The organism is Steroidobacter cummioxidans, from assembly GCF_003104955.1.
This window is the reverse complement of sequence record NZ_LSRW01000058.1, coordinates 35,621-57,020: the sequence shown is the minus strand read 5'-3', so window position 1 is coordinate 57,020 and position 21,400 is coordinate 35,621. Positions and strand designations below refer to the sequence as shown.

General features: G+C 62.4%; 22 protein-coding genes and 2 pseudogenes. 3 read left to right on the top strand and 21 right to left on the bottom strand.

Features of this window, described 5'->3' with window-relative positions; genetic code table 11:
• Nucleotides 1–58 precede the first annotated feature (58 nt).
• From D0550_RS37195 to flhA, 11 genes and pseudogenes are all read right to left on the bottom strand, one after another.
• Nucleotides 59–535 (bottom strand): annotated as a pseudogene (locus tag D0550_RS37195) (glycosyltransferase); the annotation flags it as partial.
• Nucleotides 536–571: 36 nt separating this feature from the next.
• Nucleotides 572–1,396, bottom strand: a complete 825-nt coding sequence (locus tag D0550_RS24615) for a PIG-L deacetylase family protein (RefSeq protein WP_116811851.1) — start codon at nucleotides 1,394–1,396, stop codon at nucleotides 572–574.
• A complete protein-coding gene (locus D0550_RS24610) occupies nucleotides 1,393–2,685 on the bottom strand; it encodes a lipopolysaccharide biosynthesis protein (protein ID WP_116811850.1) in 1,293 nt (430 codons plus the stop codon). The genes D0550_RS24615 and D0550_RS24610 overlap by 4 nt, the downstream gene beginning before the upstream one ends.
• Before the next feature lie 119 nt (nucleotides 2,686–2,804).
• Nucleotides 2,805–3,809 carry a flagellar motor protein MotD gene (gene motD / locus D0550_RS24605; protein WP_116811849.1) on the bottom strand — a complete coding sequence of 335 codons (1,005 nt, stop codon included), beginning with the start codon at nucleotides 3,807–3,809 and terminating at the stop codon, nucleotides 2,805–2,807.
• Between the two features lie 18 nt (nucleotides 3,810–3,827).
• On the bottom strand, nucleotides 3,828–4,568 hold the full coding sequence (locus tag D0550_RS24600; protein ID WP_116811848.1) for a flagellar motor protein: 741 nt from the start codon (nucleotides 4,566–4,568) through the stop codon (nucleotides 3,828–3,830).
• A 77-nt stretch (nucleotides 4,569–4,645) separates the two neighbouring features.
• On the bottom strand, nucleotides 4,646–5,395 hold the full coding sequence (locus tag D0550_RS24595; protein WP_116811847.1) for a protein phosphatase CheZ: 750 nt from the start codon (nucleotides 5,393–5,395) through the stop codon (nucleotides 4,646–4,648).
• A gap of 41 nt (nucleotides 5,396–5,436) precedes the next feature.
• On the bottom strand, nucleotides 5,437–5,811 hold the full coding sequence (locus D0550_RS24590; RefSeq protein WP_116811846.1) for a chemotaxis response regulator CheY: 375 nt from the start codon (nucleotides 5,809–5,811) through the stop codon (nucleotides 5,437–5,439).
• Nucleotides 5,812–5,840: 29 nt separating this feature from the next.
• Nucleotides 5,841–6,587 carry an RNA polymerase sigma factor FliA gene (locus D0550_RS24585; protein ID WP_116811845.1) on the bottom strand — a complete coding sequence of 249 codons (747 nt, stop codon included), beginning with the start codon at nucleotides 6,585–6,587 and terminating at the stop codon, nucleotides 5,841–5,843.
• The gene (locus tag D0550_RS24580; RefSeq protein ID WP_116811844.1) at nucleotides 6,584–7,456 is read right to left on the bottom strand and encodes a MinD/ParA family ATP-binding protein; all 873 of its coding nucleotides are present in this window, start codon (nucleotides 7,454–7,456) and stop codon (nucleotides 6,584–6,586) included. Before D0550_RS24580 ends, D0550_RS24585 begins: the two co-directional genes overlap by 4 nt.
• A gap of 43 nt (nucleotides 7,457–7,499) precedes the next feature.
• Nucleotides 7,500–9,089, bottom strand: a complete 1,590-nt coding sequence (gene flhF, locus D0550_RS24575) for a flagellar biosynthesis GTPase FlhF (protein ID WP_116811843.1) — start codon at nucleotides 9,087–9,089, stop codon at nucleotides 7,500–7,502.
• Between the two features lie 16 nt (nucleotides 9,090–9,105).
• Nucleotides 9,106–11,214: a flagellar biosynthesis protein FlhA gene (flhA, locus tag D0550_RS24570; RefSeq protein ID WP_116811842.1), complete on the bottom strand. Its 2,109-nt coding sequence runs from the start codon at nucleotides 11,212–11,214 to the stop codon at nucleotides 9,106–9,108.
• A gap of 357 nt (nucleotides 11,215–11,571) precedes the next feature.
• Between flhA and D0550_RS24565 the strand changes: the two genes are divergently transcribed.
• Together D0550_RS24565 and D0550_RS24560 are read left to right on the top strand one after the other, a co-directional pair.
• On the top strand, nucleotides 11,572–12,510 hold the full coding sequence (locus D0550_RS24565; RefSeq protein ID WP_116811841.1) for an aldo/keto reductase: 939 nt from the start codon (nucleotides 11,572–11,574) through the stop codon (nucleotides 12,508–12,510).
• Between the two features lie 98 nt (nucleotides 12,511–12,608).
• Complete coding sequence (locus D0550_RS24560; protein ID WP_349770742.1) at nucleotides 12,609–13,103, top strand: ORF6N domain-containing protein; 495 nt, start codon at nucleotides 12,609–12,611, stop codon at nucleotides 13,101–13,103.
• Between the two features lie 490 nt (nucleotides 13,104–13,593).
• Here the strand turns inward: D0550_RS24560 and flhB are convergent, their stop codons facing one another.
• The 10 genes and pseudogenes from flhB to crcB all read right to left on the bottom strand — a co-directional run bounded on the left by flhB (nucleotide 13,594) and on the right by crcB (nucleotide 20,151).
• Nucleotides 13,594–14,709, bottom strand: a complete 1,116-nt coding sequence (gene flhB / locus D0550_RS24555) for a flagellar biosynthesis protein FlhB (RefSeq protein WP_116811839.1) — start codon at nucleotides 14,707–14,709, stop codon at nucleotides 13,594–13,596.
• A gap of 9 nt (nucleotides 14,710–14,718) precedes the next feature.
• Nucleotides 14,719–15,498, bottom strand: coding sequence for a flagellar biosynthetic protein FliR (fliR, locus tag D0550_RS24550; protein WP_116811838.1), 780 nt, complete (start codon nucleotides 15,496–15,498; stop codon nucleotides 14,719–14,721).
• A gap of 10 nt (nucleotides 15,499–15,508) precedes the next feature.
• Nucleotides 15,509–15,778: a flagellar biosynthesis protein FliQ gene (gene fliQ, locus D0550_RS24545; protein WP_116811837.1), complete on the bottom strand. Its 270-nt coding sequence runs from the start codon at nucleotides 15,776–15,778 to the stop codon at nucleotides 15,509–15,511.
• Complete coding sequence (gene fliP, locus D0550_RS24540; RefSeq protein WP_275129282.1) at nucleotides 15,775–16,545, bottom strand: flagellar type III secretion system pore protein FliP; 771 nt, start codon at nucleotides 16,543–16,545, stop codon at nucleotides 15,775–15,777. Before fliP ends, fliQ begins: the two co-directional genes overlap by 4 nt.
• Complete coding sequence (fliO, locus tag D0550_RS24535) at nucleotides 16,542–17,069, bottom strand: flagellar biosynthetic protein FliO (RefSeq protein ID WP_206606514.1); 528 nt, start codon at nucleotides 17,067–17,069, stop codon at nucleotides 16,542–16,544. The genes fliP and fliO overlap by 4 nt, the downstream gene beginning before the upstream one ends.
• 12 nt (nucleotides 17,070–17,081) lie before the next feature.
• Nucleotides 17,082–17,444, bottom strand: a pseudogene (fliN, locus tag D0550_RS24530) (flagellar motor switch protein FliN); the annotation flags it as partial.
• Nucleotides 17,445–17,475: 31 nt separating this feature from the next.
• The gene (gene fliM / locus D0550_RS24525; protein WP_116811836.1) at nucleotides 17,476–18,480 is read right to left on the bottom strand and encodes a flagellar motor switch protein FliM; all 1,005 of its coding nucleotides are present in this window, start codon (nucleotides 18,478–18,480) and stop codon (nucleotides 17,476–17,478) included.
• A 33-nt stretch (nucleotides 18,481–18,513) separates the two neighbouring features.
• A complete protein-coding gene (locus D0550_RS24520; protein ID WP_116811835.1) occupies nucleotides 18,514–19,014 on the bottom strand; it encodes a flagellar basal body-associated FliL family protein in 501 nt (166 codons plus the stop codon).
• Between the two features lie 227 nt (nucleotides 19,015–19,241).
• The gene (locus D0550_RS24515) at nucleotides 19,242–19,763 is read right to left on the bottom strand and encodes a GNAT family N-acetyltransferase (RefSeq protein WP_116811834.1); all 522 of its coding nucleotides are present in this window, start codon (nucleotides 19,761–19,763) and stop codon (nucleotides 19,242–19,244) included.
• A 13-nt stretch (nucleotides 19,764–19,776) separates the two neighbouring features.
• Entirely contained in the window at nucleotides 19,777–20,151 is a 375-nt protein-coding gene (gene crcB, locus D0550_RS24510) for a fluoride efflux transporter CrcB (protein WP_116811833.1), read from the bottom strand.
• A 202-nt stretch (nucleotides 20,152–20,353) separates the two neighbouring features.
• Between crcB and D0550_RS24505 the strand changes: the two genes are divergently transcribed.
• Nucleotides 20,354–21,400, top strand: coding sequence for a hypothetical protein (locus tag D0550_RS24505; RefSeq protein ID WP_153067329.1), 1,047 nt, complete (start codon nucleotides 20,354–20,356; stop codon nucleotides 21,398–21,400).

Below are 21,400 nucleotides of genomic sequence, written 5' to 3'. Positions count from 1 at the left end.
CCTGTTCGAGCTGCGCCGGGGACAGGCGCGTGCGGAAACTGTCGCTCAATCCGGAATACATCGTGTGGATCCGCTCACGTGGCACCTGCAGGTACTTCTGCAAGTGATCGGTCGTGACATCGGACACCGAGATCAAGGCATCGGCCTTGGCTGCGTAACGCGGCACGAGGAACTTATGACTGAGCCGATCGAGGAACGCCGACGCCTGCGGCATGGCGTACCAATCCATGCCATGACATACCCATGAGGTCTTGCATTTCGCGCGCAGCGGAATGGAGTACTTGGGATTGAACAGCACGTCGATGCCGAGCTTGTCCACCGCGCGCGGCACCTTGACCTGATCCCAATACAGGATGGAGCCGCCTTCCAGCAGCACCTCCTGCACGCCATCGACCCCCTGGTAGGTGCCGAGCCGCTGCCGGTTCCGAAACAACAGCACGATCTCATGCCGACGATTGAGCTCGATCAGCGAGTGCACGATTTCGCGGGTGTAGACCTTCACCCCGCCCTCGTGCTGATCGAAGTGACGCAACATGATCCCTAAGCGCATGGCATGCCACTCATCACGTGCTCAATGGCCACGGAAAGTCGTGAATTGCTCGCGATACTGCGGCAACGACGTCGCATAAAACGCTTCAGCGTAGCCTCGCGAGCCCGGTGGATTGATCAGCCCCGCCGAGCGGTGTGCATTCAAGCCAAGACTGGCGTGCAGGTAGTCGCACTGTTTGAGCTGGCTGGCATATTCCTGCAGCGCCTGCTTCTTGGTCTCCACCGTGCTGTCGATCCGCACCAGACAGTTCGGAAACAACGGCGTCCACACCTCGTAGCCCATGCATTGGAACTGCAATGACGTGCCGTCCACCGCATCCAGCAGGACCCGGCTTGCGGCCCGATGATCCGGATGTTCTTCCAGATAGAACGGCAGGTAGACGAGGTCCGGCCGCTGTTTCAGCAACACGTCGCGGAGCTTCTCCGCCGCCCACTCGCATTTATCGAGTGCGCCATCCTCGGCATCCAGACAAATCATTCGATTGACGCCGAGCCGCTGTAGTGCCGCCCGTGCTTCAGTAGTTCGCAATTCGATGAGCTCCTGCTGTTTGCGCTCGCGCTCCTCGCCGTACAAGGTGTTTACCTCGCTGCTGCCGTTGCGCCCATCCGTGAGAAACACCACCGTGATCTGCGCTCCTCGCTGTGCGTGCAGGACTAACGTTCCACCACAGCCAATCGTTTCATCGTCCATGTGAGGCGCCAGGACCACGATTTTTTCCGCGCCGGGCTGCCACACCATCGCCGAATGGTTGTAGACCCCCGAGACTTGCAGCAGCCCCGACGATTGCAGATAAGGGCGCGCCGCGCGGCTGAGTCGTTTCAACAGGACTTTGGTCAGCTGTTTCATGTCGGGCCCAGTTTCAAATCCGGCCGGAGCGTTCTCCGGCGCAGCGTGCCGAACAAGTTGCCGAAATAGAGCAAATCCACCAGCAGATAAGAGCCCACCAGCGCCGCAATCGTGGCGTGGATGCCAAACAAAGGTGTAAAGCCGACCGTCAGCAGGATGCAGACCAGGGTGCCCAAAGTGATCCGGACCGCGCGGGCCACATTCAAGTTCGCCGCCAGCATCAGTCGGCCGAGGACGATTTCTATGCCTTGCGCGAGCACGATGGCAGCCATGACCGCGATGATCGGCTCGGCACCGGCGAAGCGCTCGCCGAGCACCGGCACCAGCAGGGGCGGCACCAGCAGATACATCGCCAGGGCGAGCACGGCTGCCAGCCCGATGCCGATAACGAGCCCCTGCCGTGTCAGTCTTTGAAATTCCAGCGGATCCGCGAACGCCTGGCACAAGCGTGGATACGCGGCTACACCGATGAAAACGAGCGGCAGACAGGCCACCTCGACCAGCTTCAGTCCCGTCGTATAGATGCCGGCGGCAGCCGAGCCCACTTGCAGCGACAGCGCGATCACGCCGATGCGATTCAACAATTGGCCCAGCAGGCCGACGGCAGCGAACGACCACAACCTGCGCGTGCCTTCGAGCACATTGCCGGTGCTCAGATTGGGCAGCAGATGCGCCTTGAACGAGCTGGCCGAGCGCAAGGCCAGTACCAGCATCATCACACCGCCGCACGCAAACGCGATCGAGGCCGCGTGCAATGACCAGTCGAATATCCAGATCAACAGGCCGGTCACGACGAACGCGAAGCCCCGGCCCAGCAGATTGATGAACGCCGGCGGCAACATCTGCTGTTCGGCCATCGCGGGCACGAACAGCGTTGCCGAAAACGCCGCGCCCAGCTGATAGATGGTCATCGAGCCAATGATCAGCAGCATGTGGGGCACGGGACGCGTGACGGCCAGATACGCCAGCAACACCAGCATCACGACGACGGCGATGCTGAGTTGCGCGCCCAGCAGATTCGAAATCAACGTCGGGCGACGCTCGGCAGGCTGGCGCGAGTACTCGCGTATGCCGTATTCATCGATGCCGAGGGTCGCCGAGTAATAGACCAGGCCGGCCAACGCGAAGGCGTAGCCATACTCGCCCATGCCCTCCGGGCCGAAGCGTCGGGACACGACCAGGAACAGCAGAAAATTGAGCAGGTCCGCCCCGATCCGGCAGGCCAGCAGCGCGAACGCATTGCGCCCGGTGTTATGCCCCAGCGACTTGGGGGAAGAAGGTGGTGTCATGGACCCGCTGTGCCTAAGGCGCTGGGGCGCCTTATCCGTTTGTTCCGCGGCTAAGCAACGCGGATTTCGCAGTTAACGCACCGCATTGGCGGTGGTTCCAGCGGCGGGTTACGGAAAGTTCATCTGCCGCCCGACGCGGGCGGCAGCGGCGCCGTTGTGATCGCAGGCGTTGGCTCTGTGGTTTGAGCGGTGGTGACTGCGGGCTGCGGTTGTGCTGGTGGCTGCGGCTGCGAAGTCGGCATGATTTCCGGCTGGCCACGCTCGCCGGCGTAGTCGCCCTCGGGATTGCCATTGCCGCTCAAGATCACCAGCAGCACGCGCCGATTCAGGTTGCGGTTCTGCTCGGTGTCGTTCGGATAGGCGGGCCGATACTCACCCAGGCCCACGATCGCCAGGCGATGCGGATCGATGCCGGTATCGGTGAACAGGTGCACGACGCTGGCGGCGCGCGCCGCCGACAGCTCCCAGTTCGACGTGAACGCGGCCGACTTGATCGGCCGGTTGTCGGTGTGCCCTTCGACGCGAATCGCGTTGGGAAACGGCTGCAACGTCAGCGCCAGCTGCTTGAGAATGTTCTGCGCGTCCGGCGACAGCCTCGCGACGCCGCTCGGGAACAGAATGTCGGTGCGGATCTCGACTTCCACCCACACGCCATGACGCCGCACCACGATCATCTGATCGCGGATCAGCTCGCTCATCGCGGCCTCGACTTCGGCGGCGACGCTCTCCAGCTCCGCGATGGCCGCGGAACTATGTTCAGCCTCGTATGCATTGTCCGAGGCGTGCCGACTGCCCTGACTGACCACATCGGACACTTGCAGCGGGGACGGTTCGAGCATGCTGCGCGGCTGCCCTTCGAGCATGGCCTGCTGCACGATCGTCATGTTGATATCTGCACCGGAGCCGACGCTCTTCTCACCGACTTGAATCGGCTGCAACGTGCGCGGCGAGCCACGGAACGCGGCCACGAGCGAGTCGGAAAGAATTCGATACTTGCCCTCGTTGACCGAGGACATCGCGTACATCACGACGAAGAACGCCAGCAGCAAGGTCACGAGGTCGCCATAGGGAATGGCCCACGCCTCGTGGTTGGTGTGTTCCTCGTGCTGATGTCGGCGGCCCATGGTGTTTCTTGGGCTCGCTTAGTGCAGATAACCCTGCAGCTTGGCTTCGATGCTGCGCGGGTTCTCGCCCTGCGCGATCGAGATCATCCCTTCGATCACCATCTCGCGCGTCTGGCTCATGCTCTGGATCGAGACCTTGAGCTTGCTAGCCACCGGCAGGAAGAACAGATTGGCGAAGCCGATGCCATAGATCGTGGCAACGAACGCCGCGGCGATGCCCTGGCCGAGCTTGGCCGGATCGGCGAGGTTCTGCATCACCGCCATCAGGCCGAGCACTGCACCGATGATGCCGAGCGTCGGCGCGTACACCCCCATGCCTTCGAATACTTTTGCGGCTCGAGTGTCCGCCTGCTCGCGCGTGTGCAAGTCCACTTCGAGAACGTTGCGAATGATCTCCGGCTCGCTGCCGTCGACCACCAGCTGCAAGCCCTTGCGCACGAAGTCATCGCGCTCGCGATCGATCAGCGACTCCAGGCCCAGCAGGCCTTGCTTGCGAGCCGTGTTACTCCAGTCGACCATCTTCTTGATCATGGAGTCGCGCTCGACCACCGGCGGGGCGAATACCCACGGCAGGATCGACAGCGCACGCTTCATCACGTGCAAGGGAGTCTGCACGCAAATCGCAGCGACAGTGCCGACGATCACGATCATGAAGGCCGCGCCCGACAGCAGCGAATGGATCCCGGCGCCCTTCAGGACGGCGCCTACCAGGATCGCACAGGCCGCGAGCACCAGGCCGATGAGCGAAAGAATATCCATGGGGCGAGGTCGTCTTCCTTCTAACTATGCGTCGCTACGGTGCCGACTGATCGCCCTTGAACAGTCAGCGCCACTCGCTACATTCCGAGTCCGGCGAGCAGCGAGTCCACGTCATCCTGGCTGCTGGCCGAGGGACCGTTGTCCACACCCGGCACCGCCGGACCGAAACCGCGAGACATGCCGTCACTCGCAGGCTTATCGATCGGCAAAGCGCCCGGGCCCGTGCGCGACAGGCGCACCAGATCCACCAGCGCCGTCTCGAGCTCGGCCACCAGCTTCATCACGCCGCGGATGATCTGACCCGACAAGTCCTGATAGCCCTGCGCCATCAACACTTCGGTGAGATTGCCCCGCACCTTGTCCATGTCGGTGCGCGACTCCACGAGAAACGCGTCGAGCTTGTGGATCATCACGCGGAATTCGTCGATCTCGATCTTGCGGGCGCGAAATTTGGCCCACATGTCGGTGATGTCGCCGGCGCTGCGAGCGGTGCGCTCGGCGAGCGGGCCGCACTGCTCCACCAGGTCCATGGTGCGATGAGCGGCTTCATCGGTCATCTTCAACACGTGATCGAGGCGCGCACGTGCATCGGGTACTTCCTTCTCCGCCAGGTCGACCAGCCGTGAGTCGACGCTGAAACGATCCAGCGCGGACTGCAGATCGCCGGTCAGCTTGCGCAGCTCGGAGAACAGCGTGCGCTCACGCTTGTGCACGAGCAGGTCCAGTTCGGAAAGAAACAAATGCTCGTCACCGGCGGCGAGCGCACCGGCCAACGTCGCAATGCTCGAACCGTAATCGTTGCGTAGCGCGTCTATGCCTGAAGTCATGATTGGTCAGCTCAATGTTCGCAAGTTGCGTGCACGTAGAATCAGGCTGCACGCTGCTCCAGGATCTTGTCGATCTTTTCCTTGAGCGTCACCGCGGTGAAAGGTTTGATGACATAGCCGCTCACGCCGGCCTGCGCCGCTTCGACGATCTGCTCACGCTTGGCTTCCGCGGTCAGCATCAGCACCGGCAGCTTCGCCAGCTTCGGATCCGAGCGCACCGCCTTGAGCAGATCCAGGCCCGGCATGCCCGGCATGTTCCAGTCGGTGACCAGGAAATCGATGCCGCCGGCCTGCAGGATGGGCAGCGCGGTCTGGCCGTCGTCGGCCTCGGTCACGTTCGCATAACCGAGATCGTTCAACAGGTTCTTGATGATTCGACGCATGGTCGAGAAGTCGTCGACCACCAGGAACTTCATATCTTTGCTCACGTACGCCTCTCCTACTCTCAAATCCGGCTCTCGACGCGGTCACGCCAATCCGACAGTCGAGCCTTCAAACGCACCAGTGCTTGTCCGTGCAGCTGGCAAACCCGCGATTCAGTCACCTTCAACACCGCGCCGATCTCTTTGAGATTCAGCTCGTCGTCGTAGTACATCGACATCACCAGGCGCTCGCGCTCCGGCAGCTCCTTGATCGCACCAGCGAGCGCCACGCGAAACCCTTGCTCGGTCGCATCGAGGAACGGATCGGCGCCCTCGTCTTCCACACGACCCAGCAACGACTCATCCTCACCGCTCGAGTCATCCAGACTCGTGACCCGGCAGCTCGCCGCGTCCTGAGCGATGCGGTGGTACTCCTCGAGCGACACACCCATCTTGTCGGCGATCTCGCTGTCACGCGCTTCGCGACCGAACTCCGCTTCCAAATCCCGCACCGCTGCAGCCGCCGCGCGAGCCTTGCGATGAACCGAGCGCGGCGCCCAGTCGAGCTTGCGAAGCGCATCGAGCATCGCGCCACGAATGCGAATGCCCGCATACGTTTCGAAACTCGCGCCGCGATCCGCCGTATAGTTGGATGCAGCTTCCAGCAGGCCCAGCATGCCGGCCTGGATTAAGTCTGATACTTCGACCGAAGCCGGCAGACGCCCCGCCAGGTGATAGGCGATGCGTTTGACCAGCTCGGCATGACGGACGACCAAAGCGTCGGTGTTGTTCGAGGGCGCGGCACCCTTGTAAGCGCGCAAACCGCTCATTTCACCACCTCCAGGCGGACCTGGGGACGGCGCACCAATCGCTCCACGAAGAACTCGAGGTTGCCTCGCGGACCCTCCGGCACAGGCCACTTATCGGCCTTGAGCGCCAATTTCTTGAATGCACGCGATGCCGGACAGGCTGGGAACGCACTCACGACGGGACGCTGTTCACGAATCGAACGGCGCAAATAGGGGTCTTCAGGGATCTCCCCAACGTATTCCAGGGTGACATCCAGGAAGCGACTGGTGACTTTCTGCAGCTTCTCGAACAAACCCGCCCCTTCGCCCGGCGCACGGGCCATATTCGCAACGACCTGGAACTTGTTCACACCGTGGTTGCGGCTCAGCACCTTGGCCAGCGCATATGCGTCGGTCATCGAGGCCGGTTCGTCACACACCACCAGCAGCACGTGCTGCGCAGCTTGTGTGAACTGGACCACACTATGAGCAATGCCCGCAGATGTATCGACGATCAACGTATCGAGCCGAGTGCTGAGGGCACTGAACGCCTGCACCAGGCTCAGATGCCCCGCGGCTGAGAGATTAGCCAGCTCGGCCACGCCGGAGGCACCAGGCACCACCTGAATGCCATGCGGCGATTCCAGGATAATTTCTTCCAGCGTGCGCTCGCCGTTCAAAACGTGAGCCATTGTGTAGCGCGGCGACAAACCCAGAAACACATCGACGTTCGCCAGACCCAGATCGCCATCGAGCAACATCACACGCCGACCGGTGCTGGCCAGTGCGGTCGCAAGGTTCACCGACACGCTCGTCTTGCCGACGCCACCTTTGCCGCCAGTGACCGCAATCACCTGCACCGGCCCGGGATTCGCGGCACGCTGCAGACCGATTGATTGAATGGATTCCATAGTTATTAGATCAGCAATGAAAAAATGAAAAGTTCGTCTTGGCTCAAGCGATGGCGTGCGCCACGGTGCCGAAACGGCGACGTAACAAGTCCTCATCCGCTGAGGCGCCCGACTTCCGGGATAAATCAACGGCACGCGCAATCAACTGATGCGCACGCGCGGGAGTCAGGTCTTCCGGAACGCGCTGTCCTTCGCTGACGTACGTCACCGGCAGGCGCGCGCGAATCAAAGTGGAAATCGCACCACCAAGGCTGGTCGCTTCATCGAGCTTGGTCAGCATGCACGTGGTGGGCTGCGCCGGCGCGAAACGCTGCACGGCCTCTTCGATCGCACCAGCCTGCGCGGCGGCAGACAGCACGAGCGTGGTTTCGATGCGCTTGCTCGCGGCCGCAAGCAATGTGAGTTCCTGTTCCAACCGCGGATCGCGCGGGCTCAGGCCGGCGGTGTCGATCAGCACCAGACGCTTGTCGCCCAGGTGATCGAGCGCATCCGCAAGCTCGGCGGCACCATCGATCGCATAGGCCGGCACACCGAGCAGTCGACCAAGCGTTTGAATCTGTTCCTGCGCACCGATGCGGACGGAGTCCGTCGAGATCAGAGCGATGTCACGCGGGCCATGACGCAGCACCCAGCGAGCAGCGAGCTTCGCAATCAACGTGGTCTTGCCCACGCCAGTCGCACCAACGAGCGCAACCACACCGCCACCATCCATCCAACGTTCGCCGGTTGTTTGAATCTTGCGCGCAAGCAAGGCAAGCGCGAGACGATTCGCCTCAGCCAGTTCCAGACGCGTCGGCATCTGGGTGACGATTTCGGTCGCCAGATCCTGTGCGAGGCCGAGCTGAGTCAACTGCTTCAGCAACTCAGTCTGAATGGGCGAGCGACGCGACAGATCGTTCCATGCGAGCGTCGCCAGCTGCGTTTCCAACATGCGGCGTAGCGTGCGCAGCTCTTCGTTCACATCGCTGTTCGCGCCGATCAGATCGATCTGTGACAAGTCCACATCGCGCGCAGGCTCGGCTTCGACGGCGTAACGAGTGCGGTCGTTCGAGGGAGCGCGATTGTTTGATGACGTGTTCCGGGACACGCGACCTGCACGACCATCAACCGGATACCGGCTGGCGAGGTGGCCCTCCGCATCGTCGTCCGCCGCCATGTACTGGTTCGCCACCTGGCTGCGCTCATTCACCTGCTTCTGAGCGGCTTGGCTGCGCTCGCCTGCGAACTGCCGGGTCAGTTCGGCGCGCTCGCTCATATATTCATTCATCGGCACGCTACGCTCGATCGCAGCGGCGCTCTGAGCCGGCGCACGGCTCTTCGAAACACTGCCGAACAACGCCGGGTCGTGCTGAGCGCGCACGGACGCTGGGCTGGCAACTTCACGATCGCTCTGAGCCTGCGCTGCGCGGCGGTCCGCGCCATAAGTATCGACCAGCCCGCTCTGCGCCGACGACATGCCTGCAGCGAGCTGCTCTGTCGCTGCGTCCTCGCCGTCATAGTCGATGGCGGCGACCACTTCGACGCCGCCCGGCACGCGACGGCTCGACAAAATCACCGCGTCGGGACCCTGAGCATCACGCACCTGGCGCAACGCCGTCCGCATGTCAGCCGCACGATAGTGTTTGATCTTCATAGTTTGCTAACTACTCTCAGCGACCCACCGCAGTGACCAGGCGCACCTTGCGGTTGTCCGGAATCTCGTTCCACGCGAGCACGTGCATGTTCGGCACAATCGAGCGCATGAAGCGCGCCAGCGTCTGGCGCAACTGCGGCGGCACCAGCAACACCGCCGGCTCGCCCGTCAGTTCCTGACGTTGCGCGGCTTCCGCCAGACGACGCTGCATCCGTTCCGCCAGGCCTGGCTCCAACCCCGGCGTCGCGGCGTTGTTACCCGCCAGCGAATTCGTCAACAGCTGCTCCAGATCCGGCTCGAGCGTGATGACCGGCAGCTCGGTCGACATGCCGGCGATGTCCTGCACGATCTGACGACCGAGCGCGACGCGAACATGTGACTGCAGCTGTACCGGGTCCTGCGTGCGCGCAGCGTGCTCCGCCAAAGTTTCGACGATGGTGCGCATGTTTCTAATCGGCACACGCTCCGACAGCAGACCTTGCAAGGTGCGGACCACAGTGCCGAGCGGCAGCAGCCGCGGCGTAAGATCTTCGACGAGTTTCGGCGCAGTCTTGGCCAGCGTGTTCAACAGGTGCTGCACTTCCTCGTGACCGAGCAGCTCATGCGCATGCGTCTGGATGACGTTGCTGAGATGCGTCGCAATCACAGTGCTCGCATCCACCACCGTGTAACCGAGCGTCTGCGCGTGATCGCGCATCGAAGGCTCGATCCACACCGCTTCCATGCCGAACGCCGGATCGCGTGTCTCGATGCCGGTCAGACGGCCAAACACCTTGCCCGGGTTGATGGCGAGCTCGCGCTCCGGATAGATCACCCCATCACCCACCGGCACGCCGGCGAGATTGATGCGATAAGAGTTCGGCGCGAGATCGAGGTTGTCGCGGATGTGAACTGTTTGTACGAGGAAGCCGAGATCCTGCGTGAGCTTGCGGCGGACGCCACGAATACGCGCCAGCAGATCGCCGCCCTGCGCCTTGTCCACCAGCGGCACCAATCGATAGCCGACTTCCAAGCCAATGATGTCGACTGGCTGCACGTCGTCCCACGTGAGCTCCTTCGACTCCGACGCGGACGGCGGCGGCGCGGCCGCGGCAGCCGCCGCAGCGGCCATTTCCTCTTCGGACGGCTGTTCCTTCGCGCGCTGGGTCAGCAGATAGGCGCCGCCACCGCAGATCGCTGCCATCATCAGGAACGGCAGGTTCGGCATGCCTGGGATGAGACCCATCACACCCAGCAAGCTCGCAGCGATCGCCAACGCACGTGGCTGACCAAACAACTGCTTCGACAACTCGCCGCCCATGTCCTGCGCGCTGGACACGCGAGTCACGATGATCGCAACGGCGGTCGAGAGCAGCAGCGCCGGAATCTGCGCGACCAGGCCGTCACCGATCGCGAGCAATGTATATACACGAGCGGCGTCGCCGAACGACATGTCGTGAGCCATCATGCCAATGGCCAGACCGCCCACCATATTGATGATCAGAATCAGGATGCCGGCCGTCGCGTCACCGCGCACGAACTTGCTGGCACCGTCCATCGAGCCGTAGAAGTCCGCTTCCTGACGCACTTCGGCGCGGCGGGTGCGAGCATCTTCCTGCGTGATCAAACCGGCGTTGAGGTCGGCGTCGATCGCCATCTGCTTGCCGGGCATCGCGTCCAACGTGAAGCGCGCCGTCACTTCGGAGATGCGGCCCGAGCCCTTGGTCACAACGATGAAGTTGATGATGGTGAGAATCGAGAACACGATCACACCGACGGCGTAGTTGCCGCCGATCACGAACTCACCGAACGAGGCAATCACCTTACCGGCTGCATGCCCACCGGTGTGACCGTGCAGGAGCACGACGCGCGTCGAAGCGACGTTGAGTGCCAGACGCAGCAATGTCGCGAGCAGCAGGACCGTCGGGAAAATGGCGAACTCGAGCGGCCGCTGCACGTAGAACACGACCATCACGACGATCATCGACAACGCGATGTTGAACGTGAACAACACATCCAGCGCGATCGGCGGCAACGGCAGGATCACCATTGCCAACGTCGCCAGCACGCCCACCGGCACTCCGATACCGGAGCGCAGCAGCGCCATCAGGTCGAGCTTGGAAGCGGTTGCAGTGGCTGTAGCCATTCGTCGTCGTCAAAAATCCGTTGTCTGGGCCTGGCGTCGGTATTCCGGCGCACGCCCTATAGGGTGCAACTCCCGGACCACGGGCCTGCCCGCCCGGCGGGCGTTGGTCACAGTTTGGAAAGGAGGCGCTAAGGGGACGGCCTAGTGGGCCGATAGCGGGCGCCGCGGCCGAGGGGGATGTGTGAAGCCAATCACACGGCCGGGATTGCCGGCCTGGCGGCTCGCACCAGCGACCTGGTGCATTAAGTCTTGGTCAGGGAATCAAACCGGCGCCGAAAAAGGCCATCTTCGCGCCACACCCCGAGTGTTCGCGATTGCAAACTCACAACTACAACGATCTTTGACAAGGACCACCTCATGATTTCACGACGCGATTACCTCCAACTTTCCGCGCTCGCTGGCGTCTCGCTGGCGGTCAATCCCACCGCGTTGCTGGCCGCCGGTCAGCGCTCGCTGATTACCCGAGCGATTCCGGGCACGTCCGAACAGCTACCGGTGGTCGGCTTGGGCAGTTCCGCCTCGTTTGCCCGCATTGCCGGCGCAGGCGATACCGCAGCAATCAAGGCACTGCTCGATGCCCTGTCGAACACCCCGAATGCCGTGTTCGACACTGCGCCCAGCTACGGTTCGGCCGAAGAGGTCGCTGCCAGCGTCGCGCGACAGAACGGGCACAACAAGAAGTTGTTCTGGGCCACTAAAGTCAATGTCGCCGGGTCGGGCGGCTCTGCCGATCCAGCGGCAGCCCGGGCGCAACTGGACCGCTCAATCGAACGGCTGGGAAAATCGCCGGTGGATCTGATCCAGGTCCACAACATGGCCGACATCCCCACCCAACTTGGCCTGCTCAAGGAGTATCGGGATGCGGGTCGCGTCCGCTACATAGGCGTCACGACGACCAATGCCGGTCAATATGAGCTGCTCGAACGCGTCATGCGCGAGGAGAAGCTCAATTTCATCGGCGTGGACTATGCAATCGACAACCGCACCATGGAGGAACGGATCTTCCCGTTGGCGAAGGAACGCGGCATCGGTGTTCTGGTATACCAGCCCTTCGGTCGAACCCGCCTGTGGCAGAAGGTCGAGGGCCACGAGCTGCCCGGCTGGGCGGCCGAATACGACATCGCCACCTGGGGTCAGTTTTTCCTGAAGTTCGCGGTTTCGCACCCGGCCGTCACCGCTGCCACGCCGGCGACCAGCAGCGTACGCAACCTGGCCGATAACCTGGGTGCGGCCACTGGCCGACTGCCCGACGACGCAGGCCGCCGCCGCATGATCGCGCACATCGAATCGTTGTAGCGCTTTGCGCCCGGGCGTCGAAACAAAGGGAGCCCACCCGTCACGGGGGCTCCCGCCCCGAATCAACCTTCTTTCGGTACCCCGCCCCAGCTGAGCGCATTGCACAGTCGATCATCGTCCTGCGCGGCCAGCGCATACTGCTAGATAGCGATTTGGCGGCGCTATACGAGGTCGAAACCCGCCGGCTCAACGAGCAGGTTCGTCGTAACAAGAGCCGATTCCCGCCGGACTTCATCTTCGAATTGACCGAGGATGAGTTCGCCAACTTGAAGTCGCAATTTGCGACATCAAGTTGGGGCGGCCGCCGCAAGCGGCCATTTGCGTTCACTGAACACGGAGCCATCATGGCCGCGACGGTGCTCAATAGCCCTCGGGCCGTCGCGATGACCATACACATCGTGCGTGCCTTCCTGCAGTTGCGTCATCTGCTCGCATCCAATCGAAGGCTTGCGGAGAAGTTCACGCAATTGGCACGGAAGGTCTCATCCCATGATCAGGCGATAGTGGGCATTCTCAAAGCCATACGTGAGCTCATGCGCCTGCCCGAGCCCAAGAAACGGCCCATTGGATTCACCGCCAATCTCGACGAGTAGACGGGCGCCGACTCCGCCATAGGTGATTGGTGCACCACGGCACGTCATAACTCGAAAATATTTCAAATAACTGACCCGTTGTGCGAGGGAAAACTGTGACCGTTGTCGCTTTATCAATTAGGAACAGCAGTTCTACAGCGGATGTCGATCTGTTGTTCCAAGGAAGCGCGAGTCGTACAGGGACGCACGCGATGGTCATGAGCCGACATGGATTTGGCTCATGACCCATCGCCGCTCAGGAACGGGCGGGCTCGCGAATCTTCCTGAAGTCGATCACTCACCACTCCCCGGCTGTGTGACGACTTCTCACACAAGGACAGTGACAATTAACAAGAACAGGAAGAACACCGGGTGTGCACGTCACGCACGGGCCAGGGAGGCACAGGTGGCATGTAACCGTACTACTCAACTTGAGTCGCGCCGCGGGTCGCAGGGAGCCAGCCCGCGGCGATTGCATGCCCGAGCCGCCCCCCGCGGGGCCTGAACTGACTTACTCTTCGACCGTCACATCCGGCCGCGGCGGCGGCTGAAAGCCGGAGCGCTTGGCCACGCGCAGCTGGAACACATACGTCAAAACCTGAGCGACGGCCTGGTATACAGCCGACGGAATTTCGCCGCCGATATCGACGTTTCGATACAACACACGCGCCAGCGGCGGTGCTTCGAAGATCGGCACATTGTGCTCCGTCGCGATCTCACGGATACGAGCAGCCACGAGGTCGACGCCCTTCGCAACCACGATCGGCGCGCGCATGCGCTTTTCGTCGTAGCGCAAGGCGACGGCGAAGTGCGTCGGGTTGGTGACGATCACGTCGGCCTTCGGCACGTCCTGCATCATGCGCCCGCGAGCGAACTGCTGCTGCAACTGACGAATGCGGCCCTTCACTTCTGGCGAGCCCTCCGCTTCCTTGTGCTCTTCGCGGATTTCCTGGCGGCTCATCTTCAATTGCTTGGCATGCGTATACAGCTGATACGGCACGTCGATGCCCGCGATGATCAGCAAGCCCGAGGTGATGGCGATCAACGCCTTGCCAGCCAAGCTGATCGTGTGAGCGATCGCTTGGTTGAGCGGCTCGTGCCCAAGATTGAGCAGCGTCGTCACGTCGCTCCACAGCACGATCACGGCGATCGTGCCGACGACGCCGAACTTCGCCAGCGCCTTGACCAGCTCGATCACCGCGCGACTGGAAAAGATGCGCTTCACGCCTGACAACGGATTCAACCGATTGAACTGCGGCGCAAGTGCCTGAGTGCTGAACGACCAGCCACCGAGCGCCAGCGGCGCAAGAATCGCCGCAAGGCAGATGATGCCGAGTACCGGCGCGCATATCTTCAAGCCATCGATGGCCGCGCTGGCCAGCGTTGGAACCATCTGCGACGAGTCCAACGCCTGTTCCCGGCTCAGCGTCAGACTGCGCTCCATGAACTCGTACATCTTGCCGGCGATTTGCCCGCCCATCATGTACAACGCCGCTGCGGCCGACATGGTCACCGCCGCCGCGCTCAACTCCCTGGATCTGGGGATTTGGCCTTTGCGCCTCGCTTCCTCGAGGCGCTTGGGAGTTGCACTTTCGGTTTTTTCTTGTGCGTCATCACCCTCTGCCATGAGTCACTCCTATGGCGCGATACGCAGCAGCGTACGGATGACTCCGAACGCCGCTTCGAGGGATTGATTGAAAGCGGTCAGCACCGAAGGCAGACCGATGTACATGATGACCAGGCCCGAGATCAGCGAGATCGGGAAGCCGACCGCGAACAGATTCAAGGTCGGCGCCGCACGGCTCATGACGCCGAACGCGAGATTCACGATCAGCAGCGCGGCCATGCCCGGCAGTGCTACGACCAATGCGCCTGCGAACAGCTGCGTGCCCCATTCGGCCACGCGCCAGATCATGTCGCTGTCCAGACCGGTCATGCCGACCGGCAACGTCGTGAAGCCCTGCACGAGAATGTCGATGAGCACCAGATGACCGTTGATCGCCAGGAACGTCAGCGTCACCAGAATCATATAAAGCTGACCGAGCACTGGCGTGCTCACACCGCGCAACGGATCGACGTTGAAGGCAAAGCCCAGGCCCATGGTGTTCGCCAGCAATTGGCCGCCCATGGCGAGCGCGTCGAAGATCAGTTGCAGGACGAACGCGCTGGCAAAGCCGATCAGCAATTGATGGATGGTCACGATGACCGCGGCGAACGAGAACACTTCCACGTTCGGCGCCGGGATCAGCGGCGCGACGATGAACGTGATCGCGCCGGCGAGAAACAAGCGCACCCGCGGCGGCACGAAGCCGGCGCCGAAGATGGGCGCCATCATGAAACAGGCGCCGATGCGCAGGAATGGCCACAGGTACTGCGCCAGCCAGACTTCGAGCTGCCCTGTGGTCAGATTGATCATCGCCAGCAGTTCAGCCGATCAGACCCGGAATGCTCTCGAACAGCTCGCGCGTATAGCCGACGATGAGCTTCAACATCCACGGGCCGGCGATGACCAGCGTCGCCGCCATGCCGAGCAGCTTCGGAATGAACGACAGCGTCATTTCATTGATCTGGGTCGCGGCCTGGAATACACCGACCAGCAAGCCGATCGTCAATGCGGCGAGCAGCAGCGGCGCCGCCAGCAGCATAGTGATCTCCAGCGCGTGGCGGCCGATGGTCATGATGGTCTCGGGCGTCATGTATAGAAGCTCGCTGCCAGCGTGCCCATGATCAGGCCCCAGCCATCGACCAGCACGAACAGCATCAGTTTGAAGGGCAAGGAAATCAGCACCGGCGACAGCATCATCATGCCCATGGACATGAGCACGCTGGCCACCACCAGATCGATGATGACGAACGGAATGAAGATCAGGAAGCCGATCTGGAACGCCGACTTCAGCTCGCTGGTCGCGAACGCCGGCACCAGAATGCGCAGCGGCACGTCCTCGGGCTTATCGAAGCCCTGGCCGCCGGAGATGCGCACGAACGTGGCGATATCGCTTTCGCGCGTCTGGTCGAGCATGAATTTCTTGAGCGGCTCCACGCCCGTGTTCATGGCCGTGGTCGCGTCCATCTTGCCTTCCATGTAAGGCTGCACGGCCTGAGTATTCACCTGATCGACGACCGGCCCCATGACGAACAAGGTGAGAAACAACGACAGGCCGATCAGCACCTGATTCGGCGGTGCCTGGCCGGCGCCCAACGCCTGACGCAGGATGGCCAGCACGATCACGATGCGCGTGAACGCCGTCATCATCAGCACGATGCCCGGCAACAGCGTGATTGCCGTCATCAGGATCAGGATCTGCAACGTCAACGAATACTGCTGACCGCCGCCCGGCGCCGTCGAAACGGTGACCGCCGGAATGCCCTGAGCGAAAGAAATAAACGGCGCGAGCAGCAACAACGCCACCAGCGCATACCGCGCGAGCCCCCGGCCGCGCAGCTTGTCGAGAGCGCGCGTCACAGGCCGAGGCTCCGCTTCAGGATGGACTTGAAATCGGTGGGATGCTGCGGAGTCGAGCCGTCCGCAGGAGCGACTGGCGTACCGGGAGTCTGCGGAGTCACAGGCTCATCGAGGACATGCAGCGTGCTCACGCGGCCCGGGGCCACGCCGATCAACAGCTGCTGCTTACCCACCTGCACGAGCACGACGCGCTCTTTGGTGCCGACGCCGATCTCGGTGACGACGTGCAAAGCGCCGTTACCAAACTTGCCGAAGCCACGCAGGCGGCGCGTCACCCAGGCGGCCGCGAACACGACACCCAGCACGAGTAACAATGACAGCGTCACCTGAGTCAGGCTGCCCGCGCCGACGGCAGCAGGCGCTTGGGACGCTTCGGGGGCCGCGAATTTCTCGGCGGCGAACACCATCGGAGCGGCTAAACACAGTGCGCAGATCGCGGCCGTAACGGCCAGACCTCGAATGGCCACGCCACGAATGACGGACAGCATCAAGGTGCGCGGCAGGAGAACTTTGGCCTGACTCACTTCGACGTCAACTCACTTCAGCTTGCGGATGCGCTCGGACGGCGAGATCACGTCGGTCAGACGGATACCGAACTTCTCGTTGACGACCACGACTTCGCCGTGCGCGACCAGCGTGCCGTTGACGAACACGTCGAGCGGCTCGCCCGCGGCGCGATCCAGCTCCACCACCGAGCCCTGATTGAGCTGCAGCAGGTTGCGGATCGGAATGCGCGTGCGGCCCACCTCCATGGACAGCGTGACCGGCACGTCGAGAATGACGTCCAGATTCACATCGCCAGGTGCGCCGCTCGGCATGCTGGGCTCGGGCGCAGCGGCGGCGGCGCGCTGACGCTGCTCCTGCTCCAGCAGCTCGGCAAACTGGGCGGCCTGGGCCGCCTCCATCGCTTCTCTACTCATGCTCATGGGTTCAAACCTTCGCGTTCAAAACGTCCAGCAGCCGCGGACGCACCCGGGAAATCCGCTCTTCGATCTGCACGGCCTGCTGGCCATTGGAAACACCGAACTTGCCTCTGAAGATGGGCACGTCCTCGGCCATGATCGTGGCGCGGCCGTTGAAGTCGCACGGCAGAATGTCGCCCGCCTTCATATCCATCAGCTGGCGCATCGTGAGCCGGGCGCGACCGAGCAGCGTGCTCAGCTCCACGTCGGCATCTTCCATCTCTTCCTTCAGCGCGCTGACCCAGCGCTCATCGTGCTCGACACGGTCGCTCGCCACGCCGGCATCCAGCAGCTCTCGCAGCGGCTCGATCATCGCGTACGGCATCGTGATGTGAATATCGCCGCCGCCGCCGTCCAGCTCGACGTGGAAGCTCGTGATCACGACGATTTCCGTCGGGCTGACGATGTTGGCGAAGTGCGGGTTGATCTCGGAGTTGATGTATTCGACATCCAGCCGCTGGACGTGCGACCAGGCTTCCTTCAGGTCGGCGAAAATATGTTTGAGCAGCATATGAATGATCCGCTGCTCGGTCGCGGTGAACTCGCGGCCCTCGATCTTCGCGTAACGGCCGTTGCCGCCGAAGAAGTTGTCGACCGTGGTGAACACCAGCTTCGGATCGAGCACGATCAGGCCGGTGCCTCGCAGCGGCATGATCTTGATCAGATTCAAATTGGTCGGCACGTGCAACGAGTGCACGTACTCGCTGAACTTGAGCATCTTGACCGGCGCGACCGCGACTTCCGGCGTCCGGCGCAGCAGGTTGAACAGGCTGATGCGGAACAGGCGCGCGAACCGCTCGTTGATCATCTCGAGCGTGGGCATGCGCCCGCGCACGATGCGAACCTGATTTGAGAAATCGTAGCTGCGCGCCTCGCCGGGCGCGGCGGGCGCCTCGGTCTTGACGGTGCCGCTGTCTACACCGTGTAGCAGGGCATCGATTTCATCTTGATTTAGAATGTCACTGCCGGACATGTCTCAATCTCTGTAGTTTGATGGCGCCGCGAGTTACTGCATCACGAAGCTGGTGAAGTACAGCTGCTCGACCTTCTCGGCCTTGCCGCCTTCGGCCGCGATCACGTCCGCCACAGTCTTCAGCGCCTCGGTGCGCAGCTGTTCCTTACCCTCGCGCGAGTTCAAGGTCTCGAACGTCTGGCCACCCAGCAACATCAACAAATCGTTGCGCAGCTTCGGATCGTGCTGCTTGAGCATATCGGCGGTCGCCGCATCCCGGGTCATCACTTCGATGCTGACCTGGAGAAAGCGCGTCATGCCCTTGTTCTGGAAGTTGACCACGAACGGCGGATCGAACTTGCTGTAGATCGCCGGCAGCTTCGGGGCCGGGGCCGCGGTTGCCTCATGCTCGTCGCTGCTCTGCTTCTTGGCGGTCATGAAATAAACGCCACCGCCCGCCGCTCCCGCAGCGAGGACGGAGCACAACACAATCACCAGCATCTTGGATTTGCCGGGCGGCGCCGCGGGGGCGTCACCAGCAGGAGCATCAGACATCGCGCATTCCTCGAAGACTTCGTCGCACGCCCAATAAGAGCAAGCGACGTGCCACGCTTCCTAGCGAGCATGCAAGTCATTAATCCAGAAGGGAAATACGCGAAAAACACAGTGTGAACTGCGACACACCGCAATGCCGCGACAGAATCTTGGCGCGGGCAACTGTGACGGGCTCCACAAGTGCGCGCCGGTGCGCGTCGAGCCAGCGTCAAAGGGTGGACGCGGCCTCAGCCTTCTGTGGGACTGAGCGGCGTCTGCAAAGTCAGCTGATAGAACGCCAGATCCAGCCAGGTACCGAACTTGTAACCCGATTCCCGAATCGTGCCCGCGTGCACGAAGCCCAGCTTCTCGTGCAGGGCGATGCTGCCCGCATTGGTGGCATCGATGCCGCCCACCATCACATGCAAATCCTGCGCGCGGGCTGCTTCGATCAAGCGTTCCATTAGCACCAGTCCGAGACCCTTGCCTCGGTGATCCTGATGCACGTACACCGAGTGCTCGACGGTGTACTTGTATGCCGGACGTTCGCGGAACACACCGTACGAGGCGAACCCCATCAGCGTGCCGCTCTCGTCTTCCACACCGATGACCGGGTAATTCCTGGCGTCCTTGGCCTTGAACCAGGCCACCATGCTGTCCGGCGTGCGCTCCACATACTCGTACACCGCGGTCGAAGTGCGGATCTGCTCGTTGAGGATGTCCAGAATCGCCCCACCATGGGCCGCCAGCGTGCACGTCACGAACTTCATCGCCTGCTCCTCTTCAGCTCACGCCACGAGTCGTGATCCCGTAGCCCACCCATGCAACGAGCAAGCCAACGACGATGCTCACGACCACGTTGGCCACCGCCACGCCCGCCTCGCCCCGCTTCAACAGCAACAACGTCTCCAGGCCAAACGCCGAGAACGTCGTGAATCCGCCGAGCAGTCCGGTGAACAGCAACACCCGCGCTTCCGGCGTGAACACATCCTGCTTCACGGCCATGCCTGCCAGCAGCCCGGCAATCAAACAGCCGATGACATTGACGGCGAACGTGCCGGCGGGGAACCGCCAGTTAGGCGTCGCATGCAACACCCACCCCGACAGCTTGAACCGCGCCACCGAACCGATGGCGCCGCCGAGCGCAACGAGCAGCATCTGTTTCAATTTGTCACCTCAGGTCAGCGCGTCATCGCAGCCGTTGCTCATTGAATCCGTCGTGTAACCCTTCGAGCGCTACGCGCGTCGAAACGCAGGAAGAAGTGCAACTCACGCCGAGGACGCGATGGTTCAGCAATTCGGACGGGCCGCGGCTGGCGCAATTCTATTCGCTTGCGGACTGCTGAGCATTAACAGTTGCTTGGCCGGCGAAGCTGGCGGCGTCACTACCGCCGCGGGCGAAGAGGCCATCGGCCAGTCGACCAAAGCCGCACTCCAGGGCAATGCCAGGCTCGCAGCTGCGCATCTGCAAGCCGTGCCGAGGAGTAACTTTGGCGGCAAAGACGCCGCCTATCGACGGTGCATGTTTCAGCGCTTCGGCAGCAACGCTGCGCCGCCTTCACGGCCGGAGGCAGGCGATCCATTCGTCGGCGAGGTGCTCGGCCTGTATCAGACGTATTGGTGGCACTCTCTCACGTCACCTCCGGAGCGCGACTTTTACAGCCGCCAACTGCAGCGCGACCTCAGCACGGCGCTGGGCGAGACGACGGCGATCGATGATTGGGACGAGCTGGATGAACGCGTCGCCCGCGAGCTGCGCGCGCGAGGCTATTACTCGCAGCTGGGAAATACGCCGCCGCTGCGAGAGCTGATGGTCTGGCGCAAACAGCAGTCGTCGAAGCGCGAAGTCCAGCTGCCCGAGCGCGCATACCCCGTGCAACTCGAGGTGCTGGATGACTTCGTGACGCGCGGTTGGAGCTCGTATGCGCGCTGTGAGCGCAGCTCGAATGGCGGCTGGGCCACGGACGAACGTTTGTATGCCGTCGGTCCCGCATTCCCGCAAGGTTTGGACAGCGAAGCGTTCCGCGCCAGCTTGCTGGGCCATGAGACTCAGCACTTCGCGGATCTCCAGCAATTCCCCAGCCTGACGCCCTGGGAATTGGAATATCGCGCCAAATTGACCGAGCTGTGGATGGCCCGAGACTCGCTGCGCTTTCTGCTGGGCAAGTTCAATCGCGATCAAGGCGACGACGAGCAGGTGCCGCACCTGTTTGCGAACAAGCGAGTGATACGCGATCTGCAGGCTTACCTGGCCGCGCACGGTTCAACATCCGCACGAGGCGATCTGTCGGATGTGCCTGCAGATCAGCTGCGCGCCGCGGCTGTGGAAGTCTTGACTCGGGACACTCGCACACGAGAGTACGCGGCGAGCATGGCCGGGACGACCCCGGCCATGCCTGGCAAATGA